Here is a 21,003-nt window from a genome sequence, read left to right as displayed (position 1 = left end):
CCGCGCATGCGCACCCTGGCCCAGGAGCTGGCCGCGCTCTGGCGCAGCCGCTCCCTGGTGTGGCTGCTTGCGCGCCGCGACCTGGCCACGCGCCATGCGGCCGCGGCCGGCGGCATCATCTGGGCCTACGTCCAGCCCTTGCTGATGGTCGCCGCGTACTACCTGCTGTTCGACGTGGTGTTCTCCATGCGGGTGGGTGACGGGGCCCTCAAGAGCCGTCCGGCGGGCCAGTTCCTGATCGTCGGCGCGCTGCCGTGGATGGCCTTCTCGGACGCCGTGAGCCGCGGCATGTACAGCCTGCTGGAATCCGGCGGGCTGCTGCAGAAGAACGCCCTGCCGCCCGTGCTGTTCCCGGTGCGCGCCGTGCTGGCGAGCAGCATCGTGCATGCCCCCTTGATCCTGGCGCTGGCGATCGCGTACGCCCCCAGCCACGGCATCACGCTCCCCCTGCTGGCTCTGGTGCCGCTCCTGGCGTTGCAGCTGGTGCTCTGCGCCACGCTCGGTTACCTGCTGGCCGTGTTCGCCGCCGCGCTGCGCGACACCACGCAGGTCGTGACTTTCATGCTGTCGGTCGGCATCTTCCTGTCGCCCGTGCTGTTCCCGATCAGCATGTTCCCCGAGGGCTGGCGCTGGGTCCTCTGGCTCAATCCGATGACCCCCTTCGTGCTCGGCTACCAGGGCATCCTTCTCGACAGCCAATGGCCAGTCGCCGCCGTCTGGCTGGCCCCGCTGGCGTGGATCGCCGTCAGTGCCGCATTGCTCAACCTCGTGCTGGCGCGCAGCCGCGAACAACTGGTCGACTGGCTGTGAACGCGCCTGTCCCCCCGCGCGCCCTGGCGCCTGCTCCTGGCGCGGTGCTCGCCGTCAGCGGGCTGGGCAAGGAATACCGGCTCTACGATTCGCCGCGGCAGCGCCTCAAATCACTGCTCACGGGCGGTGCGCACCACCGCAGCCATTGGGCTTTGCGCGACGTCAATTTCGAACTGCATCGCGGCCAGTGCATGGGCCTGGTGGGCGACAACGGCGCCGGCAAGAGTTCGCTGCTGAAGCTGATCGCCGGCACACTGCAGCCGACGACCGGGGTGGTGGACCGCATCGGGCGCGTGACCGCGATCCTCGAGCTCGGTGCGGGCTTCCACCCCGACTTCAGCGGCCGCGACAACCTGCGCTTCGGCGGCAGCCTGATCGGCATCGATGCCGACGGCATGGCCCGGCTGGAAGACGAGATCATCGCGTTCTCGGAACTGGGCGCCGCCATCGACCGCCCGGTGAAGACCTATTCCTCGGGCATGGTCGTCCGGCTCGCCTTCGCCCTGGTGACTGCGGTGGAACCTGACGTCCTCATCATCGACGAAGCGCTGGCCGTGGGCGACCAGCACTTCCAGAAGAAGTGCGTGGAGCGCATCACCCAGTTCCGCGAGAACGGCTGCACCATCCTCTTCTGCTCGCACAGCCAGTACCACATCCGCCAGCTCTGCAACGTGGCCCTGTGGCTGGACGGCGGACGCATCCGCGCCATGGGTGCCACCGACGGCGTGCTGAGCGCATACGAAGCGCACGTGCGATCGCAGGACCAGGCCAGCGCGGCCGCGGATGCCGGATCCCAGGTGCCGGGGCAGCTTGCTGGTCTGGGCGCACTGCAGTCCGCCGACACGCCACCGCCGCCGCCCCAAGGTTCGCGTGGCGCCATCGTGGCGGTGAGCATCGCCGACCTCGGCGAAGGCGACCCGCCCATGCTGCGCTCACGCGACCTGAAGGTGACCGTCGACGCCAGCGTTCTCGAAGGCGAGCAGCCCCACATCGGGGTGATGCTGGAGCAATCGCACGGCGTCGGCATCACCTCCGTGGCGACCCACGTCGACGGCGCGGCGCCGGTCAGCCTGGGCAACGGGCTCTGGCGCTCCACGCTGACGTTCCCGCAGCTGCCGCTGCATTCGGGCCAGTACGTCGTGAGCGCCTACCTGTTCGACTCGAAGGGCCTGGTCGTGTACGACCAGTGGTACCAGTACCGCCACTTCCTGTTCGACTATCCGACGCCGACGCCGGGCCTGGTGCGGCTGCCGCACAGCTGGTCGTGAGCGCACGGCTGCGAGCCGAACTGCGCGACCTGTTCGAGGTCGTGCTGCTGCCCGCGCTGGCCGCGCTCCTGCCATGGCGCGTCGGTTTCCGCGTGTTGCGGCGGGTGGCGGCGCACACCTGGTTCTACGGTGAGCCCAACCGGCGCGCGCTGTCCGAAGCGCAGCGTCTCGGCTGGGTGGGCGATCCGGCCGGCTGGCTGCTGCGGCGCAACCTGACCAGCGCCGTGGACCACACCGACCACTATCTCGCACGCACGCGCAGCGACGCATGGATGGCGCGCCATCTGGACGTGGAAGGCGCATGGCCACCGCCGGGGCAAGCGTCTTTCCTCCTCACGTTCCATTGGGGCGCCGGCATGTGGGGGCTCCGGCATGCCGGCGCCTCGGGCCTGCAGGTCAACGCCCTGGTGGCTCCGGTGAACGGCGAGCATTTCCGCGGCCGCGCCATCCTGCATCGCTACATCGTGGCGCGCACGCGCTCCGTGGCGCTGGCCTTGCGCCGCCCCTTCATCGACGTGTCCGCCGGCTTCCGTGAAGTGCTGCGCGCGCTCGGCCGCAGCGAACCCGTGCTGGCGGTGATCGACGTCCCGCCGGACCAGGTGAGCACCAGCGTGCCGGTCCGGATCCTCGATCTGCCGGCGCGGCTGCCGACCGCCTTGCTGCGCCTGGCCGTCGAACGCGGGATTCCGGTCTATCTCTACACGACCGGATTCCGCCTCGACAGCGGACGGCGCTTCCTGCGCATCCGCCCGCTGGGTGTGCCGACGGAAGTCGCGGCGCTGGCCAACGCGATCGCGGGCGAACTCGATGCGCTGATCCGGGAGGATCCGCCTTCCTGGCACTTCTGGAGCGAGGCGGAACGCTACTTCCGGGAATGACTTACTTGGCGGTCCCACGGTTGCCGTTGAGCGCCGGCAATTCGAGCAGGAAGTACGAAGCGCTCGCCAGCGCCAGCGACAGCGGCGCGCAGATCAGGAACGTGGGCCACACCGCCAGGTCGAACACCGCATAGCAGGTCCAGATCAGCGGGTAATGCCACAGGTAGAGGCCGTAGCAGATGGCGCCAAGGTACAGCGACACCGGGTTCTGGAACGCGAACCGCAGGCCCCAACCCGTGGGCGTCTTCAGGAACGACATGATCAACAGCAGCGACAGCAGGACGAACAGCGGCTGCTGCCACGCGTACCACTGCATGACCGTCACGTTCACCCGCATCGCGCCGGCCACCATCACGGCGATCATGGCCCACACCAGCCACGGCCGCGCCAGCTGCTCGCAGGCCCACTGCACCGGGCGGCGGTCGAACACCAGGGCCAGCAGCGCCCCGAGCGCCAGGCTGTCGAGCCGCATGTCCGTGCCGTTGTAGGTGCGCTCCCAGGAGGCGCCGTGCAGCGCGAGCCAGCTGCGCCAGGCCATGCAGGCGACCACCACCGCTCCAAGCACGATCGACCAGAAGAGCAGGTTGACCTCGCGCGGGCCCGAGGCCCTGCCCCAGCGGGTGCTGAGCGCGAGGCCCAGTGCGAACAGGGCCGGCCAGACCAGGTAGTACTGCTCCTCGATGGACAGCGACCAGGTGTGCCCGAGGTACTTCTCGTGCGGGATCTCGAGCGCCCGCAGCCAATTGCCGTAGTAGAAGATCGTGCCCCAGACGTTGCCCAGGCGGTCGGGCCCGTGCCCGAGATAGAACACCGCAAACAGCGCGACCGGCACCACCATCGCCAGCAGGGCCGGGTACAAGCGCTTCAGGCGGCGCACGTAGAACGCGGCGAAATGAATGCGGCCGTGGCGCTGCCAGTCCTTCAGCAGCAGGCGCGTGATGAAGAAGCTGCTCATCATGAAGAACGAATCCATGAAGAGGATCGCGCCCGGCACCCACTGATAGGAGATGTGGGCCAGGAACACGCCGATGGTCATCAGCCCGCGCATGCCGTCCAGGGCCGGCCAGCGCGCCGACGACGCGCGCACCGGCGAATCGTTGGCGACCACCGCGGGGCCGACGGCGTCAGTGGGCTGGGACATCGACATGGTCCGGAGGCAGGCCGGCGAGGCGGCGTTCATGCACCAGCCGGAGGCCGCGCTCGAAGCCCCGGGTGAAGCGCTGGCTGTCGAAGAGCGGCTGCGTGCCACGGGACACGGCGAGCCGCTCGCGCAGTGCCTGCAATTCGCCGGGCCGCGTGGCGAGCTCGAACGCCTTGGCCTCATACGCGGGGAGCGAATGGGTCACCAGTTCCGGCAGGCCGACCGCGTGCAGCAGGCTCGCCGCCACGCGGCCCGCGAAGGTCTCGCCCTGCAGGGTGAGCAAGGGCAGGCCGGCCCACAGTGCGTCGCTCGCCGTCGTGTGCGCGTTGCAGGGCGCGGTGTCCAGGAACAGATCCGCCAGGGCATGCCGGGCGAGATGATCGTCGGGCTTCACCGGCCGCGCGAAGACCAGGCGCGCCGGGTCCACGCCGCGTGAGCGTGCCGCCTCGTGCAGGTTGCGCATGGCACCCGCATGGCCGGCGAACTGCCAGAGCACGCTGCCGGGCACGCGCGCAAGCAGGCGCATCCAGACGTCGAAGACTTCCGGCGTGATCTTGTAGGGGTTGTTGAAGCTGCAGAACACGAAGCCCCCCGCGGGCAGGCCCGCGTCTTCACGGCCGCCCATGGGCGGCATCAGGGCGCGGGTGTCGTCGTTCGCCTGGTAGCTGTGCGGCAGGGCCAGGATCCTTTCGCTGTAGTGCGCGCGGTGGCCGGGCGGCACCAGTGTCGCATCCGCCACCAGGTAGTCGAAGGCGGGCGAGCCCATGGTATTCGGGTAGCCCAGGTACCCGATCTGCACCGGGGCGACCCGCTCCGCGAACAGCTGGGGCCGCGCGCCCTGCGACAGCCCCTTCAGGTCGATCGCGATGTCCAGGCGCCGAGCGCGCGCGGCCTCCACCGCGGCCTGGTCGGCGAGCCCAGCCAGGTCGACGAAGTGCTCGAAGGCGGCGCGCAGGCGCCGGCGCATGGCGTCTTCCGGCGGCGCCCCCAAACAGAAGGCAGTGACTTCGAACCGCCCGCGGTCGTGGAGTTCGAAGAGCCGCGCCATCAGGAAGGCGGTCGCGTGGCCGTGGAAATCGGAGGAGAAGTAGCCAACGCGGATGCGCTCGCCCGCTCTCGCCGCGGCGAAGGCGGGGACCTCCCGCCGTGGCGGAAATTTCGCCTGCGCGTAGCGCTCGGCGCAAGCCTTCTGCAGCTGCGGGTCGCCCGATGCCGGGAACAGGCGCGCCGGCGTCACCAGGACACCGGACGCCACGGCCCGTTCCACCCGCTCGCGCAGCAGCGTGAAATCGGTCCAGTCGCAGTGCCGCATCCGCGTGTGCAAGAGGGCGTCGACCGTGAGCTCACGCGTGGGGCTGGCCTGCAGCAACTGCTGGTACAGCAGATCGGCTTCCGCCAGCTCGCCTGCATCGGCAAGCGCGCTGGCGAGGTTGGACATCGCGTCCGCATGGCCCGGTTGCAGTGCGAGCACCTGCCGGAAATCGGCGATCGCGGCGGCGGCATCATTCTGCTGTTGCCGCGCCACGCCGCGATTGAGCCACGCTTCGGCGAGGCCGGGGGCGAGGCGCAAAGCCTCGTCATAGCGACGGATGGCCTCGGTGCCGCGTCCCGCGCGGGCAAGCGCCAGCCCCAGGTTGTAGTGCGCGTCGGCCGCCTGCGGATGCGCGGCGACGGCGCGCTCCAGCACGCGGGCGGCCTCTTCCGGGCGGCCGAGCCGGATCAGGGTGCTGCCGGCGTTGATCAGGGCATCCAGCTGCGCGGGTTGCTTCTGCAGCACTTGCTCGAAGGCCTCCAGGGCCTCGGCGAAGCGCCCGGCCTGGTACAGCCAGGCGCCCCGTTCCACCCACAAGGCCTCCGGCTGCGGCCACAGCGTGGCTGCGGTTGCCAGCGACGACAGCGCATCGTCGAGGCGATCCAGTCCGCGCAGCGCCGTGGCGCGCATCCAATGCGCCTTGGCGTGGCGCGGATCGGCCCGCAGGACGCCGTCGAATGCCTCCAGCGCCGCAGGCGTGCGCTGCAGCTGCAACAGCACCAGTCCGCGGTTGAACTGGACTCCCGCATGACCGGGCGCGACGCGCAGGGCGAGTTCGAATTGCTGGAGTGCGGCCTCGGGCTGGCCCAGGCCATTGAGCGCCAGCCCCAGCATCTGCAGGGCATCGAGATGGCCCGGTTGGCGCACCAGCGCGCTGCGATAGAAACCCACCGCCTGGGCCAGCTGGCCCTGGCGATGCAAGGCCATCGCCCGCTGCAGGTCCGGATCAGCCGCGGCGGGCGTGATCATCGCGCCGCTCAGGCGACCAGCCAGTTCTTGACCCGCCGCTGCCAGCGCGCCGGGATCGCACGCGCCACCTGCCGCAGGCCGGTGGCGGAGCGCAGGCGCACCAGCGAAGCCAGGGCCAGCCGCTTCACGCCCTTGCCGCTCGCCAGCGCATGGGCGTCGCCTGGACGGCCCTGCAGCAGGATGTCGTCGGGCAGCTCACCGCCGGCCTGCGCCTGGAAGCCGCGCGTGTAGTCCTCGCTGTGCGTCCAGGCGCCCGCGCGCGGCTCGGCCGGCACCGGCTGTTCCGGTGCGTCCGGGGAACGGCCCGTCAGGAAGTGATCCACGCGGATGCGCTGGAAGAACGCGAGCCAGTCGGCCGCCGGCCGGTCCCACGGCTCCACCCACGACCAGGGCCGCCCTTCCAGGCGTTCGCCGAAGGCGCCGAGGTCGGGCGCGACGATGGGCAGGCCGGCCTGCAGGCAGGCGCTCAACGTGTAGCTGTAGGTCTCCGGCCAGAGCGCCGGGAACCAGACCAGGTCCGGCCTCAGCCCGGCCAGCAACGCGGGCAGGTCCTGCTCCTGGTACTTGCCGTGCACGATCAAGGCGGCCTGCGGCAGCGTCTTCAGGTTGCGGTAGGCATGGCCGACGAGGTGGAACTCCAGCTTCGCGCCTTCGCGCGCGGCGAGCACCGCCACGTCTTCGAGCACGTCGGCGCCCTTGATGCGGCTCAGGCCGCCGAGCACGGCGATCCTGATCGGCGCGGCCGCCGCGACAGGCGTCACCTGCGGCGCCGGCAAGGTCTCACCGGGGGCGATGTCCGTGTGCGGCGCCACCTTGGCCGGGATGCCCGGCCACATGCGCAGGAAGCGCGCCGCGACGTCATGGCTGGGCGCCAGCACGGCGCGCGTTTGCAGCAGCAGTTGGCCATACCGCTGCCGCCAGGCCGCCATCTCGTTCAGATTGGCGGCGGTGGGCGTTGACAGGCAGCGTCCGCATTCGCCACGCCCCTGTTCGCCGCAAAAGCGGTCGTCGCGGCCGGTCAGGGAAATGTTGGCGCACATCGGGAAATAGTCGTGCGTCGTGAAGTCCGAACTCACGCCGAGCTGCTGCGCCAGCGAGAACACCAGGTCGTGGTGACCGATGAGGTGGTGGTAGTGCACGTGCGCCACCCCGACCGAACGCAGCACGGCCAGCAGCGCCTCCCATTGGTCCGGCACCTTGTATTCGAGATGAAAGCCCGATCCGGGCTCGAGCAGCTCGAGCCGCACGCATTCGCCCGGCGCCGGCGACAGCGAGAAGAACACCGCCTGCCCGCGCAGGTGGGCCGCCAGCTCCTCCACATGGCGCTTGGTGCCGCCGCCCCGGTTGTGCTGGATCGCCAGCACGCAGGGCAGGCCGCTCGCCGCGACGCGGCCCAGGTCCGCCCGCATGCGCGCCTCGCGCGCCGGATCGACGGCCAGGTACTGGTGGACCCGCGTTTCGTAGGTGGGGTGCAGGCGCCGCAGCTTGTCCATGGCGTCCAGTTCGCGCTGGCTCTTGCTTTCGCCGAAGCTCACGCCGCCGGCGTGCCGCACGAACGTGTCCAGGGCGTGCAGGTTGCGCCAGCCGGCCTCGTCGGCACGGCAGCAGAAGTCGTTCTCCTCGCCGTAGCCCTTGCCGAACTCCTCGACGTCGAACAAGCCGACCTCGCGCAGGCAGTCACGCCGGATGTACATGCAGAAACCGACGCCGGTGGGGATGTCGACCGCCTCGCCGGCGTTGGCCTCGGCAAACACCCGGTCGAGCCGCGCCGTGTCCCAGCCCTCGGGCAGCGGGTTGGCTTCGCAAAAGCGCGGGTAGCTGCAGATGGTCGCGTTGTTCGAGAACGGCGTCACGGTGCCGACGCGGCTGTCGGCATAGGCCGCGCGGCGCAGGCGATCCAGCCAGTCGTTGGCGACTTCGGCGTCGCTGTTCAGGAGGACGACGTCGTTGGTGTCGTTCAGCGCCATGCCCCGGTTGACGGTGCCGACGAAGCCGAGGTTCTGTTCGTTTTCGAGCAGCGTGATCCGGCTGTCGCGGTCGGCGGCCTCGCGCAGCCACGCCGTCACTTCGGGCTCCGGGCTGGCGTCGTTCAGCACGACCAGGCGCACCGGCGTCTCGCAGCGGCTGGCCAGCACGGACTCGATGCAGCAACGCGTGTCCTCCAGGCCGCGGTACACCGGGACGATCACGTCGACCGTGCGCGCGATCGGCTCGGGGACCTTGGGTGGCTCCGCCACCGCGGGCGCCGCCGGGGCGCCGCGGCCCAGCCACCGGTCGACCGCCATCTTGGCGTGCACCAGCGGACGCGTGGCGCGGAACACGGTCGACTGTTCGATCCAGCGCAGGTGCTGCGCCAATTGGTCGAAGCGTTGCTGCAAATCCTGCAGCTCGCGCTGGGTGCCGAACTTCTGCTGCGTCAGGCGCCGTGCCTCGAGCCGGGTGTCGTTCAGGGCCGCCTGCAGGGTCTGTTCGCGCGCCGTGCGCTGGCGCAGCTCTTCCTCCTGCGCGAGCCGTGCGTGTTCGGCTTCCTGCACCTGGGCCAGCAGGGCCTGGCCCAGCCGCTCGGCGTCCTGCAACCTCGCGCGGGCATCGCCCAGATCCCCGTGCGCGGCGCGCAATTCGTCCTGGGCCGCGCGCAATTCGGCTTGCGTGGCCGCCACTTGCTCGCCACCAGAGCGCACTTGTGCTTCGAGATCGTGCTGGCGGGCCTCGAAGGCGGCCCGGGCGGCGTCCAGGGTGGAAAACGCCTGTGCCACTTCGCCCTGCCGCCGGGCCACTTCGTCGGCGAGCGGCCGCACGCTGTCGGCCAGCGCCAGGTAGTCGGCCGACATCGGCCAGCCGAGCTCCACCTCGAGAACGCCGTCGTTGCCGGCGGCCCGGGCCACCACGTCCTGCGGGATCGGCAGCTCGATCCAGGGGTCGTCGCCATGCAGCAGGATGAGGGCCCCACCCAGCGCCAGGGGCGAACGCAGCAGCATCTGCTGGCGCGGCGCCGTCTCCAGCGCGGCCAGCCCCTGCTCCTGGCACGTCCACGCCCAGACGGTTTCGCCGCCCGAGCGCAGGCGCAGGGCGAACAGGTGCAGGAAGCCGGGGCGGTCCGCCGGGTCCAGGCGCAGGCGGCGGGCCGTGCCGGGCAAGGGGAAGCGCAGCACCTGGCGATCGCGACCGATCACGCCCGCGGTGGTGAGCTTGGTTTCCTCCGAGTAGCCGGCGTCGGCGGCCCAGTACAGCTGCGCGCTGAACATCGCTTCGGCGGGCGCGGACGGCGCCAGGTCCGCTTGTACTTGGGCGTCGCCCGGCCGCGCGACCAGGATCAACTGGTAGGCGGCCGCGTCCGGCAGGGCCAGCAGGTAGCGCGACACCGCCGGGGGGAGGTTGTCGAATTGCACCCGGAACTCGGAATCCTGCAGCGGCTTTTCGATGGTCTCGATGCCCTCGACGGCCCATCCGTTGTCGGCCAGGAAGTCGCGGGCGGAGCGCCGCGTGAAGAAGCGCAGGTGGGTGCGGTCCAGCAAACCTTCCTCGCCGTACTGGAAGCCGCCCTGCATCAGCTCGGCGACCATGCCGCAGTAGCTCGCGTTCGGGATCGACACCAGCAAAGCCCCACCGGGGGCCAGCAGTTCGCGCGCCAGCGCGAGGGTCTGCTCAGGCCGCGTGAGGTGCTCCAGCACGTCGGCGCAGACGATGAAGTCGTAGTGCTCGCCGGCGAACTTCGCGGCCCATCCGGACTGCTCCAGGTTGGCCACTTCCAGGTGGCGGTAGCCGGATTTCGCGAGCTCGGCTTCCTCCGCGCTCAGCGTGACGCCGTCGCAAGTGCAGCCTTTCCCGGCGCTCAGGAAGGCGCCGAGCGAGCCGCTGCCGGTGCCGAGGTCGAGCACGCGGCTGCCGGGCGTGACATGGCCGGCGAGCACGGAGAGGGACGTGCGCTCGTCCGGCGTGATCTGGCGGCGGTAGACGTGGCTGCCGTGAGGCTCTGTCATGGTGATCGCTGTGGGCTTGGCGCGCGCCGGGCTGCCGGCGCCGGCTCAGTGCGCGTCGGCGGCGGCCGGTTGCGCTCCGTAGTGCTTGTCCATCCATTGCCGGTAGCTGCCGCTGGTGACGGACTGGACCCAGGCGTCGTTGTCCAGGTACCACTGGATGGTCTGGGCGATGCCTGCATCGAATCCGACCTCCGGCTTCCACTGGAGTTCCCGGGCGATCTTGCTGTCGTCGATGGCGTAGCGGCGGTCATGGCCGGGCCGGTCCTTGACGTGCGTGATCAGCGCGGTGTGCGACTCGCCGCCGGCGCGGGGACGCAACTGGTCGAGCGCGCGGCAGATCGTGTGCACCACTTCCAGGTTGGTGCGCTCCGAACGGCCGCCGATGTTGTAGGTCTCGCCGGGGCGCCCGGCTTCGAGCACCTGGCGCAGGGCGCTGCAGTGGTCGTCCACGTGCAGCCAGTCGCGCACCTGCCGGCCGTCGCCGTACACCGGGAGCGCTTTGCCTTGCAGGGCGTTGTGGATCATCAGCGGAATCAGCTTCTCCGGGAACTGGCGCGGGCCGTAGTTGTTGGAGCAGTTGGTGGTGAGCGTGGGCAGGCCGAAGGTGTGCTGGTAGGCGCGCACGAAATGGTCGGACGCGGCCTTGGAGGCGGAATAGGGGCTGTTCGGCTCGTAGCGGTGCGTCTCGCTGAATGCGGGCGCGTCCGCGGCGAGCGTGCCGAACACCTCGTCGGTCGAGACGTGCAGGAAGCGGAAGGCCTGCTGCGACTGGGCATCGAGCTGGCGCCAGTGCTCCAGCACGGCCTGCAGCAGCTGCAGGGTGCCGACCACATTCGTCTGGGCGAAGGCGAGGGGGCCGGAGATGGACCGGTCGACGTGGCTCTCGGCGGCGAAGTTCAGCACGGCACGCGGCTGGTGCGTCGCCAGCAGCTGCGCCACGGTGGCGGTGTCGCCGATGTCGCCGCGGCAAAACACGTAGCGCGGGTGGCTTTCCACCTCGGCCAGGTTGCCGGGGTGGCCGGCATACGTGAGCAGGTCGAGGTTCACGACGGGCTCGTCCGTGCGGGCGAGCCACTGGAGGATGAAAGCGGATCCGATGAAGCCGCATCCGCCCGTCACTAGAATCATGATGAATCCGTTTTTCTTCCGTCTTCTTGACCGCCTCGATTGTAAGTGCTCCCTTTCCCACCCCATTGCCGGGGCAGGAACGCCCGATTTCCGTCTCGGTCGTGAGCCACGGCCATGGGGAACACGTGAAGCGGCTGCTGGCGCAACTGGGCGTGCAGGCGGCCGGGGTGGTCGGACACGTCGTGCTCACGCACAACCTCCCTGCCGCCCCGCTGCCGACGCCCGAAGGAGGCTGGCCCTTCCGCTTCACCGAGGTGTTCAACGAGCGGCCGGTGGGTTTCGGCGCCAACCACAACCGCGCCTTCGGTCATTGCCAGAGTGCGTTCTTCTGCGTCTTGAACCCGGACATCGAGATCACTGAAGCGGCGACGATGCGAGCGGTGCTGGAGTGCGCACGGCAACCGGGTACCGGCTGTGCCTACCCCGAGCTTTACAACCCGGACGGCAGCCGGCAACAGAACGAACGTGAAGTGATGACACCCTGGGCACTGCTGCGGCGCCACGTGCTGCGGCGCACGGCGAGGCGTGTCGACTGGGCGAGCGGCGCCTTCCTGCTGGTGCGTGCCGACGTGTGGCGCGCATTGGGCGGCTTCGACGAGGGCTACTTCATGTATTGCGAGGACACCGATTTCTGCCTGCGGCTCCAGCTCGCGGGTTGGCGCCTGGCACGTGCCGATGCGCGGACCATGCATGCCGCGGCCTGGGGCAGCCGCCGTCCCGGGCGCCACATGGCCTGGCACGTCCGAAGTCTGCTGCGTCTGTGGACGACCCCCGCCTTTCGCCGCTACTTGAAAGCGCGACAATAGCGCCCCATGCTGTTTCTGCTCATCCTCTGCGCGGGCAGCGCCTTCCTGGCCACGGCGTACCTGGTGCGCTACGCCCGGGACCACGCGCAGAGCTATTCGGCGGAGGTCCCGCAGCGCTTCCACGTCGGCCACGTTCCCCGGCTGGGCGGCGCCGCCATGCTGCTGGGCTGCACCGTCGGCTGGCTCTGGATGGTCGCGTCCGACTGGCTCAACGTGCCCAACCAGATCCGCATGGACGAATGGGTCGGCCTGTCGCTCTGGGTGGTCACGCTGCTGCCGGTGGCGGGCGGTGTGTTCGAAGACCTCACGCAGCGCCTGCCGGCGCGCTGGCGGCTCCTGCTGACCGTGGCTTCGGCCGCCATGGCGGTGTATGCCCTGCAGCTGACGGTGCCGCGGCTGGGATTGCCCTGGATCGACGGCTTCTGGCGCGAATACGCGTGGCTGGGCCTCGGCCTGGCGGTGCTGGGCATCACGGGCCTGCCGCATGCCTTCAACCTGATCGACGGCTACAACGGGCTGGCTGGCATCGTGGCCATCATCTGCTGCTTCGCGCTGGCCTATGTGGCGCTGCAGGTCGGTGACCGGCAGCTGGCCGCCATCGTGCTCACGCTCGCGGGCGCCACGGCAGGATTCCTGGTCTGGAACTATCCACGGGGGCTCATCTTCGCCGGGGACGGCGGCGCCTACCTCTGGGGGACGGTGATCTCCATTGCCAGCGTGCTGCTGGTGCTGCGTCATCCGCTGGTCTCGCCCTGGTTCCCGATGCTGCTGCTGATCTACCCGGTGCAGGAAACCATTTTCTCGATCTACCGCAAGGCGGCCCGCGGCCAGTCGCCGGGCGTCGCCGACGCCCTGCATTTCCACCAGCTGGTGTTCCGCCGCATCGTGCGCGGGGTGTTCCATGACGACGAGGCGCGCCGCATGCTCATGCGCAACAACCGCACCTCGCCCTACCTCTGGAGCTTCAGCGTGCTCACCGTGACCCCCGCCGTGCTGTTCTGGAGCAACACGCCGATGCTGATCGCGTTCATCGTGATCTTCATCGTCACGTACCTCTGGGCCTACTTCAGCATCGTCCGGTTCAAGCTGCAGCGCTGGTTCCGACGGTAGTTCGCCTGGAAATCGCTGCGGCGACCCTTTGCGGCACAATTTGAGGCACCGCCGCCGCCCACATTCCCATGACCGACGTTTCCCAGATCGCGCCGCGCGACAAGGCCGAGATCCTCGCCCAGGCCCTGCCGTACATCCGCCGCTTCCATGGCAAGACCATGGTCATCAAGTACGGCGGCAACGCCATGACCGACCCCGAGCTGCAGGCCGACTTCGCCGAGGACGTCGTGCTGCTCAAGCTGGTGGGCATCAATCCGGTGGTGGTGCATGGCGGCGGTCCGCAGATCGAGACGGCACTCAACCGGCTGGGCAAGAAGGGCGAATTCATCCAGGGCATGCGGGTCACCGACGCCGAGACCATGGAAGTCGTCGAGTGGGTGCTGGCCGGTGAGGTGCAGCAGGACATCGTCGGCCTGATCCACCAGGCGGGCGGCAAGGCCGTCGGCCTGACCGGGCGTGATGGCGGGCTGATCCGCGCCAAGAAGCTGAAGATGGTGGACTCCAAGGACCCGACCAAGGAGCACGACGTCGGCCAGGTGGGCGACATCGTCGCGATCGACCCTTCGGTGGTGAGCGCGCTGCAGGATGACCAGTTCATCCCGGTCATCAGCCCCATCGGCTTCGGCGAGCAGAACGAGAGCTACAACATCAACGCCGACGTGGTGGCCAGCAAGCTGGCGACCATCCTGAAGGCGGAAAAACTGATCCTGCTGACCAACACGCCCGGCGTGCTGGACAAGACCGGCAAGCTGCTGACGGACCTGACGGCGCGCGAGATCGACGAGCTGTTCGCCGATGGCACCATCTCGGGCGGCATGCTGCCGAAGATCGCCGGCGCCCTGGACGCCGCCAAGAGCGGCGTCAACGCGGTCCACATCATCGACGGGCGGGTGCCTCACGCGATGCTGCTGGAAATCCTGACCGATCAAGCCTACGGGACGATGATCCGATCCCACTGACCATGCGGCTCTTACTGGTCGAAGACGACGTGATGGTGGCCAGCGGCATCAAGCTGGGGCTGTCCAACGCCGGCTATGCGGTCGATTGGGTGGGGAGCGGCGAGCGGGCCGAGGAAGTCCTGCGCACCGAGGTGTTCGACGCCGCCATCATCGACATCGGCCTGCCGCAGATGGACGGCCTGGAGTTGACGCGCCGCCTGCGCCGCCCCGAGATGGCGAGCCAGAACCTGCCGGTGCTCATCCTCACCGCGCGCGATGCGCTGCATGACCGCGTGCAGGGCCTCGACCTGGGCGCGGACGACTACATGGTCAAGCCTTTCGAGCTGCCCGAACTGCTCGCCCGGCTGCGCGCCCTGCTGCGCCGCTCACAGGCCGCGACTTCGGCGGTCCTCAGCTTCGGGCCGATCGAGCTGGACACCGCGAACCGGCGCGCCAGCGCCACCAAGGGCGGTGTCAGCCAGCCGCTCGAGCTGGGCCCGCGCGAGTGGACGGTGATGGAGTACCTGCTGATCAACGCGCCCAAGCCCGCCAGCAAGGAAAAGCTGTTGCAGGCCCTGACCGGCTGGGACAAGGAGATCACGCCGAACGCGGTGGAGGTCTACATCTCGCGCCTGCGCGGCAAGCTGGAGCCCTACGGCGTCGCCCTGCGTTCGATCCGGGGCTTCGGCTACCGGCTGGAACTGCGCGGGGCCGCCCCAGAGCCCGAGCCGGGCGGGTGATGCGGCGCGGCTGGTTCGGCGCGCGGCGCCGGGCGGGCGAAGTCCTGGGCATGACCTCCGGGCTGCGGCGGCGGCTGCTGGTCATGCTGATCGCGCCGCTGATCCTGCTGGCGGTGCTGAACGCCTGGGTCGACTACCGCTCGGCGGACAACGTGGCGCTCCAGCAGGACCAGCGCCTGCTCGCCCTGGTTCCGCTGGGGGCGGATTCCGTGATCGGCCGCGGCGAGCCGCTCCTGCTGCTGCTGGCGCCCTTGCTGGAGGAGTTCCTCACCGACCGGCCGGGCTCGGCGGAATTCGCCATCCTCGACCCCGACGGCCGCCTGCTGCACGGCAAGGAATGGCTGGCGGCGTTGCCGCCGCCCGGCAACGAGCCCGAGTTCCACAGCGAGGAGCACAACGGCGTCACCTGGCGGATCGTGCGGCAACGCCAGCCGGCGGTCGGCGGCGAGCTGATCGTGGTGCTGGCCGACGGATCGGACCCCCGCCAGCGCTGGGCCGAGGCCATCCTGTTCAAGGTCCTGCTGCCGAACCTGGTGCTGATCGCGGCGGCGGCTTTCGCGGTCCGCTGGGGCGTGGAGCGCGCCCTCAAACCGCTGTTGCTCGTGCGCGACGCCGTGGAACGCCGGTCGCCGCGCGACTTGAGCGCGCTGGACGAAGGCGCCTCGCCGGAGGAGGTGCGGCCCCTCGTGCAATCCCTCAACAGGCTGTTCGGCCTTGTCAACGCGCAGGCCGAAAGCCAACGCCGCTTCGTTGCCGACGCGGCGCACCAGCTGCGCACGCCGCTGGCCGGCCTGCAGGCCCAGGTGGAAGCCTGGGGCCAGGCGGCGAGCGCCCAACCGGGCCAGGCCAGGATCGAACTGCCGACCGAGCAGGTGCACAAGCTGCGCAGCGCGACGCGGCGCACCTCGCAGCTCGCCAATCAGCTGCTGGCTTTGTCCCGCGCGGACGCCCGCGGCATGCACGCGCAGCCCATGCACCGGGTCGACCTGAAGGCGCTTTGCGAGGCCATCCTGGAATCCCACCTGGATGCCGCCACGGCCCGCCACATCGACCTGGGCCTGGAGGCTGAACCGGCGCAGGTGATGGGCCACGAATGGCTGCTGCGGGAGATGCTGTCCAACCTGGCCGACAACGCCGTGAAGTACGGGGCGGAGGGCGGCGTCGTCACCATTCGCTGCGGCCGGCGGGACGGCCACGCCTTCCTCGAGGTCGAGGACGACGGACCCGGCGTCCCCGCTGCCGAGTTGCCGCGGATCCTCGAGCGCTTCTATCGGGTGCAGGGCTCCCCGGGCGAAGGGAACGGCCTCGGGCTGGCCATTGCCGAGGAGATCGCGCGCGTGCATCATGGGCATCTGCAGCTACAGCCGGGCGCCGGCGGGCGCGGCCTGCGGGTCAGCCTCGCATTCACCAGCTAGGCGGGCGGATTCGGGGTAAGCGCGTACTTGGCCGCAGACGCAGTTGCGGTGCAGCACAACTGCGGAATACCAGGACGGCCGGGTGTGCGAGAATCAATTGCACACAGTTCTTGCAAACCATGTCCCACGCCGAGCTCGACTCTCCCGAACCCCCTTCCGGTGGTGAGCCGGCGGCCGCGCCGCGCAAGCGGCCCAAGCCCGGCGAGCGGCGGGTGCAGATCCTGCAGGCGCTCGCGACCATGCTCGAGCAGCCCGGCGCCGAACGCATCACCACGGCTGCCTTGGCGGCCCGGCTGGAGGTGAGCGAGGCCGCGCTGTACCGCCACTTCGCCAGCAAGGCCCAGATGTTCGAGGGCCTGATCGAATTCATCGAACAGAGCGTCTTCACGCTCATCAACCAGATCGCCGAACGCGACCCGGCGGGCCAGGCCCAGGCCGGGCGCATCGTCACCATGCTCATCCAGTTCGCCGAAAAGAACCCGGGCATGACGCGCGTGATGGTGGGCGACGCCCTGGTGTTCGAAAACGAGCGCCTGCAGCAGCGCATGAACCAGTTCTTCGACAAGGTCGAGGCTTCCCTCAAGCAGTGCCTGCGCGCCACGGCGGCCGGTGAGACGGCGACGCCGACGGTCGACGCGCAGGTGCAGGCTTCGGTGCTCACCGCGTTCATCGTCGGGCGCCTGCAACGCTTCGCCCGCTCCGGATTCAAGCGCGTCCCGTCCGAACACCTCGAAGCGAGCCTCGCGCGCATCCTCTGAAGGCATGCTGAGGATCCGCCTGGCCGGCCAGGATGCGCTGCTGCATCCCTCCGGCGCCCTGTTCCTGACCGCGGAATCCACCCTGCTGGTGGCCGACGCGCACTTCGGCAAGGCCGTGAGTTTCCGCAAGCTGGGCGTGCCGGTGCCGCATGGCACCACGCTGGCGAACCTCGACCGCCTGGAGCGTGCGCTCGCCGACACGGGCGCGCACCGCGTCGTCTTCCTGGGCGACTTCCTGCATTCGCGGCGGTCCCATGCCGCCGGCACCCAGGCGCAGCTGGCGGCCTGGCGCGAACGCCATGCCGTGCTGGAGCTGGTCCTGGTGCGCGGCAACCACGACGACCGGGCCGGCGACCCGCCGGCGGGCCTGCGGTTCACGGTGGTGGACGAGCCTTTCGCGCTCGGGCCCTTCGCCTTGTGCCACCACCCGCAGCCGGCCGCCGGCCGCTATGTGCTGGCAGGCCACTGGCATCCGTGCATCAGCGTGGCCGGGCGGGCCTTCGAACGGCTGCGCCTGCCGTGCTTCTGGCTCGGCGATGACAGCGGCCAGCTGCCGCTGCAGGCGGTCGGCATCCTGCCGGCGTTCGGCAGCTTCACCGGCATGCACCGGATCGAGCCGCGTGCCGGCGACCGCATCTTCCCCATCGCGGGCGAGGTGGTGCGCGCGCTGCCGGTGCTGCCTGTGCCGTAATGCCCGGGTAGGGCGGGTCCCTACAGTCGCCGTCAAGGGCCGCTGGCGCCCCGGCAGCCGCTTTCGCCGTGCAATGGGGCATGGCGCCTCCGGTGCCGCACCCCAGGAAGGAATCCACATGAAATCGATCCGAGCAGCTTGGGCACTCGCCGCGGTGGCGGCGCTGGCCGCCCCCGCGATGGCGCAGACGGCCTCCGTCACCACCACCACGAGCGTGCAATCGTCCACCGGCATCCCGGTCAGTTCGGCCAATGGCATCCTCGTGACGCCCGGCGTGCCGATCTCCCCGCAGCCGCTGGTCCCGGGCGCCGTCATGAGCCCGGGCAGCAGCACGCAGGTGCTGGGCGCCGGCCCGAACAGCACGACGACGGTCACGACCTACTGGGTCAACGTGCCGCCGAACGTCGAAGCCGACTCGAACTTCCAGCGCTGGCGTTCCCTGAAGTAGAGCGCTAGACGGCGCCTACGGTGGCGCCTACTTTCGCGGCCGAGGCTTCGATCTCGATCCAGGTCTGGTCATCGATGGCGATGCCGGCCTGTTCGCGCTCGCGCCGGGCCTGGCGTTCGGGCTCGCCCGCGAGGCGGACGCCCGGCGCTTCGCCGCCGGCCGGGCTCTGCTTCAGCCAATCGACGAAGGCCAGCGCCTCCTGCTCGAAGCTGGCCCGCGTGCCGAGGCGCGCCGGATCGACCAGGATCGTCAGCATGCCGTTGACGACCGCGCGCGCGGTGTCGGCCGGCCGGTGCCAGGTGCCGCTGCCAGTGAGCGCGCCGCCCAACAGTTCGCAGGCGACCGCCATGCCGAAGCCCTTGTGTTCGCCGAAGGGCATCAGCGCCCCGAAGAAGCCGTTGGCCTGCGGCACGACCACCACGCCGGGGTCCGTCGTCGGCTGGCCCCGCTCGTCGATCAGGTACCCCGCATCGACGCGGCGGCCTTCGTTGTGCGCGACGCGCATCTTGCCCTGCGCCACCCGGCTGGTGGCGAAGTCGAGCACGAAGGGTTCGCGCCCCGCCAGCGGGATGCCGGCGCAGAACGGGTTGGTGCCATAGCGGCCGTCGCCGCCGCCCCAGGGCGCCACGACCGGGCGCGACAGCACGTTGACGAAGTGGATGGACACCAGGCCCTGGGCCACGGCCATCTCGGCGAAGTGGCCGATGCGGCCCAGGTGGTGCGCGTTGGCCAAGGCCATCACGCAGCTGCCCAGTTCCTTCGCGCGCGCCATGGCGAGCACCATCGCCTGCTCGCCGACGATCTGTCCGTAGCCACGCTGGCCGTCCAGCGACAGCAGCGTGGCCGCATCGAGCACGACTCTGGCTGCTGCGTTCGGCGTGAGCCCTTTTTCCAGCACCGCGTCGACATAGCGTGGCACCATGCCCACGCCGTGCGAGTCGTGCCCGCTGAGGTTGGCCAGCACCAGGTTGTCGGCCACCGTGCGGCTTTCCTCCGCGCTGCTGCCGGCCGCCTGGATGATGCGCGAGACCGCCTGCCGCAGGTGCGCCGCCGAAAAGGTCTTGGTCATGGCTTCGCCTTCACCTCACATCACCGCGCCGACTTGCCAGGGCACGAACTCGTTCTGCCCATAGCCGTGCTGTTCGCTCTTGCTCAATTCGCCCGACGCCGTCGCCAGCACCAGCCGGAAGATCCTTTCGCCCATCTCCTGCACCGAGGCCTGGCCGTCGATGATCTCGCCGCAGTTGATGTCCATGTCCTCCTCCTGCTTCTTCCACAGCGCGGAGTTGGTGGCGAGCTTGAGCGAAGGCGAGGGCGCGCAGCCGTAGGCGGAGCCGCGGCCGGTGGTGAAGCAGATCATGTTGGCGCCGCCGGCGACCTGGCCCGTGGCACTCACGGGGTCGTAGCCCGGCGTGTCCATGTAGACGAAGCCGTGCGCCGTCACCGGTTCGGCGTATTCGTACACCGCCTCCAGGTTGGTGGTGCCGCCCTTGGCGACCGCACCCAGCGACTTCTCCAGGATGGTGGTGAGGCCGCCCGCTTTGTTGCCGGGGGACGGGTTGTTGTTCATCTCGCCTTCGTTGATCTCGGTGTAATGCTCCCACCACTTGATCCTCGAGACCAGCTTCTCGCCGACTTCACGCTTCACGGCGCGCCGCGTCAGCAGGTGCTCGGCGCCGTAGATTTCGGGCGTCTCCGACAGGATGGCCGTGCCGCCGTGGGCCACCAGCAGGTCGACCGCCGCGCCAAGGGCCGGGTTGGCGCTGATGCCCGAGTAGCCGTCGGAGCCGCCGCATTGCAGGCCGATGGTGATGTGCGCCGCGCTGCAAGGCTCGCGCTTCACCGCGTTCGCCTTGGGCAACATTTCCTTGATGAGTGCGATGCCCTTCTCGACCGTCTTGCGGGTGCCGCCCGTGTCCTGGATGTTGAACACCTTGAGCGTGTCGCCCTCGCGCAGGCTGCTGTGCGCCAGCCAGGCGTTGATCTGGTTGGCCTCGCAGCCCAGGCCCACGACCAGCACGCCCCAGAAGTTCGCATGGGTCGCATAGCCCGCCAGCGTGCGTTCGAGGATCTGCATGCCCATGCCTTCGGTGGCCATGCCGCAGCCGGTGCCGTGGGTCAGCGCGACCACCCCGTCGATCATCGGGAAATCCGCCAGCGCCGCCGGGTTGGTCTGGCGTGAGAAGTGGTCCGCGATCGCACGGGCCGCGGTCGCGGAGCAGTTCACGCTGGAGAGGATGCCGATGTAGTTGCGCGTGGCGACGCGGCCGTCCTCGCGCTTGATGCCGAGGAAGGTGGCTTCCTTCTTCGGCGGTTCGGGTTTCACGTCGGCACCGAACGCATAGTCCCGCGCGAAATCGCCCTTGTCCGGCCCCATGTCGAGATTGTGCGTGTGCACGTGCTCGCCGGGTGCGATGGGCTTGCTGGCGAAGCCGATGATCTGGTTGTAGCGGCGCACGGGCTCGCCCGCCGCGATGGCCCGCGTGGCGACCTTGTGGCCAGGCGGGATCAGGCCCTTGATGGTGACGTTCTCGGCCTGGGTGCCGCCCACGAGCTGGGAGCGCGCGATCAGGACGTCGTCGGCGGGGTGGAGTCGGATGAAAGGCGTCAT

General features: G+C 69.8%; 17 protein-coding genes. 11 read left to right on the top strand and 6 right to left on the bottom strand.

The window, feature by feature from the left end:
• Positions 1-6 precede the first annotated feature (6 nt).
• Genes FN976_RS07340 through FN976_RS07330 form a run of 3 tightly spaced genes read left to right on the top strand, consistent with a single transcriptional unit; the run spans position 7 to position 2,956 of the window.
• Complete coding sequence (locus FN976_RS07340; protein ID WP_145892327.1) at positions 7-810, top strand: ABC transporter permease; 804 nt, start codon at positions 7-9, stop codon at positions 808-810.
• A complete protein-coding gene (locus tag FN976_RS07335; RefSeq protein ID WP_432417851.1) occupies positions 807-2,078 on the top strand; it encodes an ABC transporter ATP-binding protein in 1,272 nt (423 codons plus the stop codon). The genes FN976_RS07340 and FN976_RS07335 overlap by 4 nt, the downstream gene beginning before the upstream one ends.
• Positions 2,075-2,956 carry a lysophospholipid acyltransferase family protein gene (locus FN976_RS07330; protein WP_145892325.1) on the top strand — a complete coding sequence of 294 codons (882 nt, stop codon included), beginning with the start codon at positions 2,075-2,077 and terminating at the stop codon, positions 2,954-2,956. The genes FN976_RS07335 and FN976_RS07330 overlap by 4 nt, the downstream gene beginning before the upstream one ends.
• A 1-nt stretch (position 2,957) precedes the next feature.
• Here FN976_RS07330 and FN976_RS07325 read toward each other — a convergent pair whose 3' ends face one another.
• The 4 genes from FN976_RS07325 to rfbB are packed head-to-tail and all read right to left on the bottom strand — an operon-like array spanning position 2,958 to position 11,486.
• Positions 2,958-4,097: an acyltransferase family protein gene (locus FN976_RS07325; protein ID WP_186510777.1), complete on the bottom strand. Its 1,140-nt coding sequence runs from the start codon at positions 4,095-4,097 to the stop codon at positions 2,958-2,960.
• On the bottom strand, positions 4,081-6,378 hold the full coding sequence (locus FN976_RS07320) for a tetratricopeptide repeat protein (RefSeq protein WP_145892323.1): 2,298 nt from the start codon (positions 6,376-6,378) through the stop codon (positions 4,081-4,083). The genes FN976_RS07325 and FN976_RS07320 overlap by 17 nt, the downstream gene beginning before the upstream one ends.
• An 8-nt stretch (positions 6,379-6,386) precedes the next feature.
• Positions 6,387-10,358, bottom strand: coding sequence for a methyltransferase domain-containing protein (locus FN976_RS07315; RefSeq protein WP_145892322.1), 3,972 nt, complete (start codon positions 10,356-10,358; stop codon positions 6,387-6,389).
• A gap of 45 nt (positions 10,359-10,403) precedes the next feature.
• Positions 10,404-11,486, bottom strand: a complete 1,083-nt coding sequence (gene rfbB / locus FN976_RS07310; RefSeq protein WP_145892321.1) for a dTDP-glucose 4,6-dehydratase — start codon at positions 11,484-11,486, stop codon at positions 10,404-10,406.
• Between the two features lie 65 nt (positions 11,487-11,551).
• On the opposite strand from rfbB, the gene FN976_RS07305 reads away from it, so the two are divergent.
• From FN976_RS07305 to FN976_RS07270, 8 genes are all read left to right on the top strand, one after another.
• Entirely contained in the window at positions 11,552-12,292 is a 741-nt protein-coding gene (locus FN976_RS07305; protein WP_255440200.1) for a glycosyltransferase family 2 protein, read from the top strand.
• Positions 12,293-12,298: 6 nt separating this feature from the next.
• A complete protein-coding gene (locus FN976_RS07300; protein ID WP_145892319.1) occupies positions 12,299-13,402 on the top strand; it encodes a glycosyltransferase family 4 protein in 1,104 nt (367 codons plus the stop codon).
• 68 nt (positions 13,403-13,470) lie between these two features.
• Positions 13,471-14,361 carry an acetylglutamate kinase gene (gene argB, locus FN976_RS07295; protein ID WP_145892318.1) on the top strand — a complete coding sequence of 297 codons (891 nt, stop codon included), beginning with the start codon at positions 13,471-13,473 and terminating at the stop codon, positions 14,359-14,361.
• Between the two features lie 2 nt (positions 14,362-14,363).
• Positions 14,364-15,080, top strand: coding sequence for a response regulator (locus FN976_RS07290; RefSeq protein ID WP_145892317.1), 717 nt, complete (start codon positions 14,364-14,366; stop codon positions 15,078-15,080).
• A gap of 50 nt (positions 15,081-15,130) precedes the next feature.
• Positions 15,131-16,495 (top strand): sensor histidine kinase, encoded by a 1,365-nt coding sequence (locus tag FN976_RS07285; protein WP_145892316.1) that lies wholly within the window; start codon positions 15,131-15,133, stop codon positions 16,493-16,495.
• Between the two features lie 119 nt (positions 16,496-16,614).
• Positions 16,615-17,253, top strand: a complete 639-nt coding sequence (slmA, locus tag FN976_RS07280; RefSeq protein ID WP_145892315.1) for a nucleoid occlusion factor SlmA — start codon at positions 16,615-16,617, stop codon at positions 17,251-17,253.
• Between the two features lie 4 nt (positions 17,254-17,257).
• A complete protein-coding gene (pdeM, locus tag FN976_RS07275) occupies positions 17,258-17,944 on the top strand; it encodes a ligase-associated DNA damage response endonuclease PdeM (protein WP_145892314.1) in 687 nt (228 codons plus the stop codon).
• Between the two features lie 118 nt (positions 17,945-18,062).
• The gene (locus FN976_RS07270) at positions 18,063-18,392 is read left to right on the top strand and encodes a hypothetical protein (protein WP_145892313.1); all 330 of its coding nucleotides are present in this window, start codon (positions 18,063-18,065) and stop codon (positions 18,390-18,392) included.
• Positions 18,393-18,396: 4 nt separating this feature from the next.
• Here the strand turns inward: FN976_RS07270 and FN976_RS07265 are convergent, their stop codons facing one another.
• Together FN976_RS07265 and FN976_RS07260 are read right to left on the bottom strand one after the other, a co-directional pair.
• The gene (locus tag FN976_RS07265) at positions 18,397-19,461 is read right to left on the bottom strand and encodes a malate/lactate/ureidoglycolate dehydrogenase (RefSeq protein ID WP_145892312.1); all 1,065 of its coding nucleotides are present in this window, start codon (positions 19,459-19,461) and stop codon (positions 18,397-18,399) included.
• 15 nt (positions 19,462-19,476) lie between these two features.
• Complete coding sequence (locus FN976_RS07260) at positions 19,477-21,003, bottom strand: UxaA family hydrolase (RefSeq protein ID WP_145892311.1); 1,527 nt, start codon at positions 21,001-21,003, stop codon at positions 19,477-19,479.

The sequence above is a fragment of the Caenimonas sedimenti genome, assembly GCF_007833165.1.
GTDB lineage: Bacteria > Pseudomonadota > Gammaproteobacteria > Burkholderiales > Burkholderiaceae_C > Ramlibacter > Ramlibacter sedimenti.
The sequence above is the reverse complement of the archived record's forward strand: the minus strand, read 5'-3'. Positions and strand labels throughout refer to the sequence as shown.

Coding starts and splice junctions, on each gene's coding strand:
- FN976_RS07340 (WP_145892327.1), top strand. CDS start 7: ATGCGCACCCTGGCCCAGGAGCTGGCCGCGCTCTGGCGCAGCCGCTCC.
- FN976_RS07325 (WP_186510777.1), bottom strand. CDS start 4,097: ATGTCCCAGCCCACTGACGCCGTCGGCCCCGCGGTGGTCGCCAACGAT.
- FN976_RS07320 (WP_145892323.1), bottom strand. CDS start 6,378: ATGATCACGCCCGCCGCGGCTGATCCGGACCTGCAGCGGGCGATGGCC.
- FN976_RS07315 (WP_145892322.1), bottom strand. CDS start 10,358: ATGACAGAGCCTCACGGCAGCCACGTCTACCGCCGCCAGATCACGCCG.
- rfbB (WP_145892321.1), bottom strand. CDS start 11,486: ATGATTCTAGTGACGGGCGGATGCGGCTTCATCGGATCCGCTTTCATC.
- FN976_RS07300 (WP_145892319.1), top strand. CDS start 12,299: ATGCTGTTTCTGCTCATCCTCTGCGCGGGCAGCGCCTTCCTGGCCACG.
- argB (WP_145892318.1), top strand. CDS start 13,471: ATGACCGACGTTTCCCAGATCGCGCCGCGCGACAAGGCCGAGATCCTC.
- FN976_RS07290 (WP_145892317.1), top strand. CDS start 14,364: ATGCGGCTCTTACTGGTCGAAGACGACGTGATGGTGGCCAGCGGCATC.
- FN976_RS07285 (WP_145892316.1), top strand. CDS start 15,131: ATGACCTCCGGGCTGCGGCGGCGGCTGCTGGTCATGCTGATCGCGCCG.
- slmA (WP_145892315.1), top strand. CDS start 16,615: ATGTCCCACGCCGAGCTCGACTCTCCCGAACCCCCTTCCGGTGGTGAG.
- pdeM (WP_145892314.1), top strand. CDS start 17,258: ATGCTGAGGATCCGCCTGGCCGGCCAGGATGCGCTGCTGCATCCCTCC.
- FN976_RS07270 (WP_145892313.1), top strand. CDS start 18,063: ATGAAATCGATCCGAGCAGCTTGGGCACTCGCCGCGGTGGCGGCGCTG.
- FN976_RS07265 (WP_145892312.1), bottom strand. CDS start 19,461: ATGACCAAGACCTTTTCGGCGGCGCACCTGCGGCAGGCGGTCTCGCGC.
- FN976_RS07260 (WP_145892311.1), bottom strand. CDS start 21,003: ATGACGCCTTTCATCCGACTCCACCCCGCCGACGACGTCCTGATCGCG.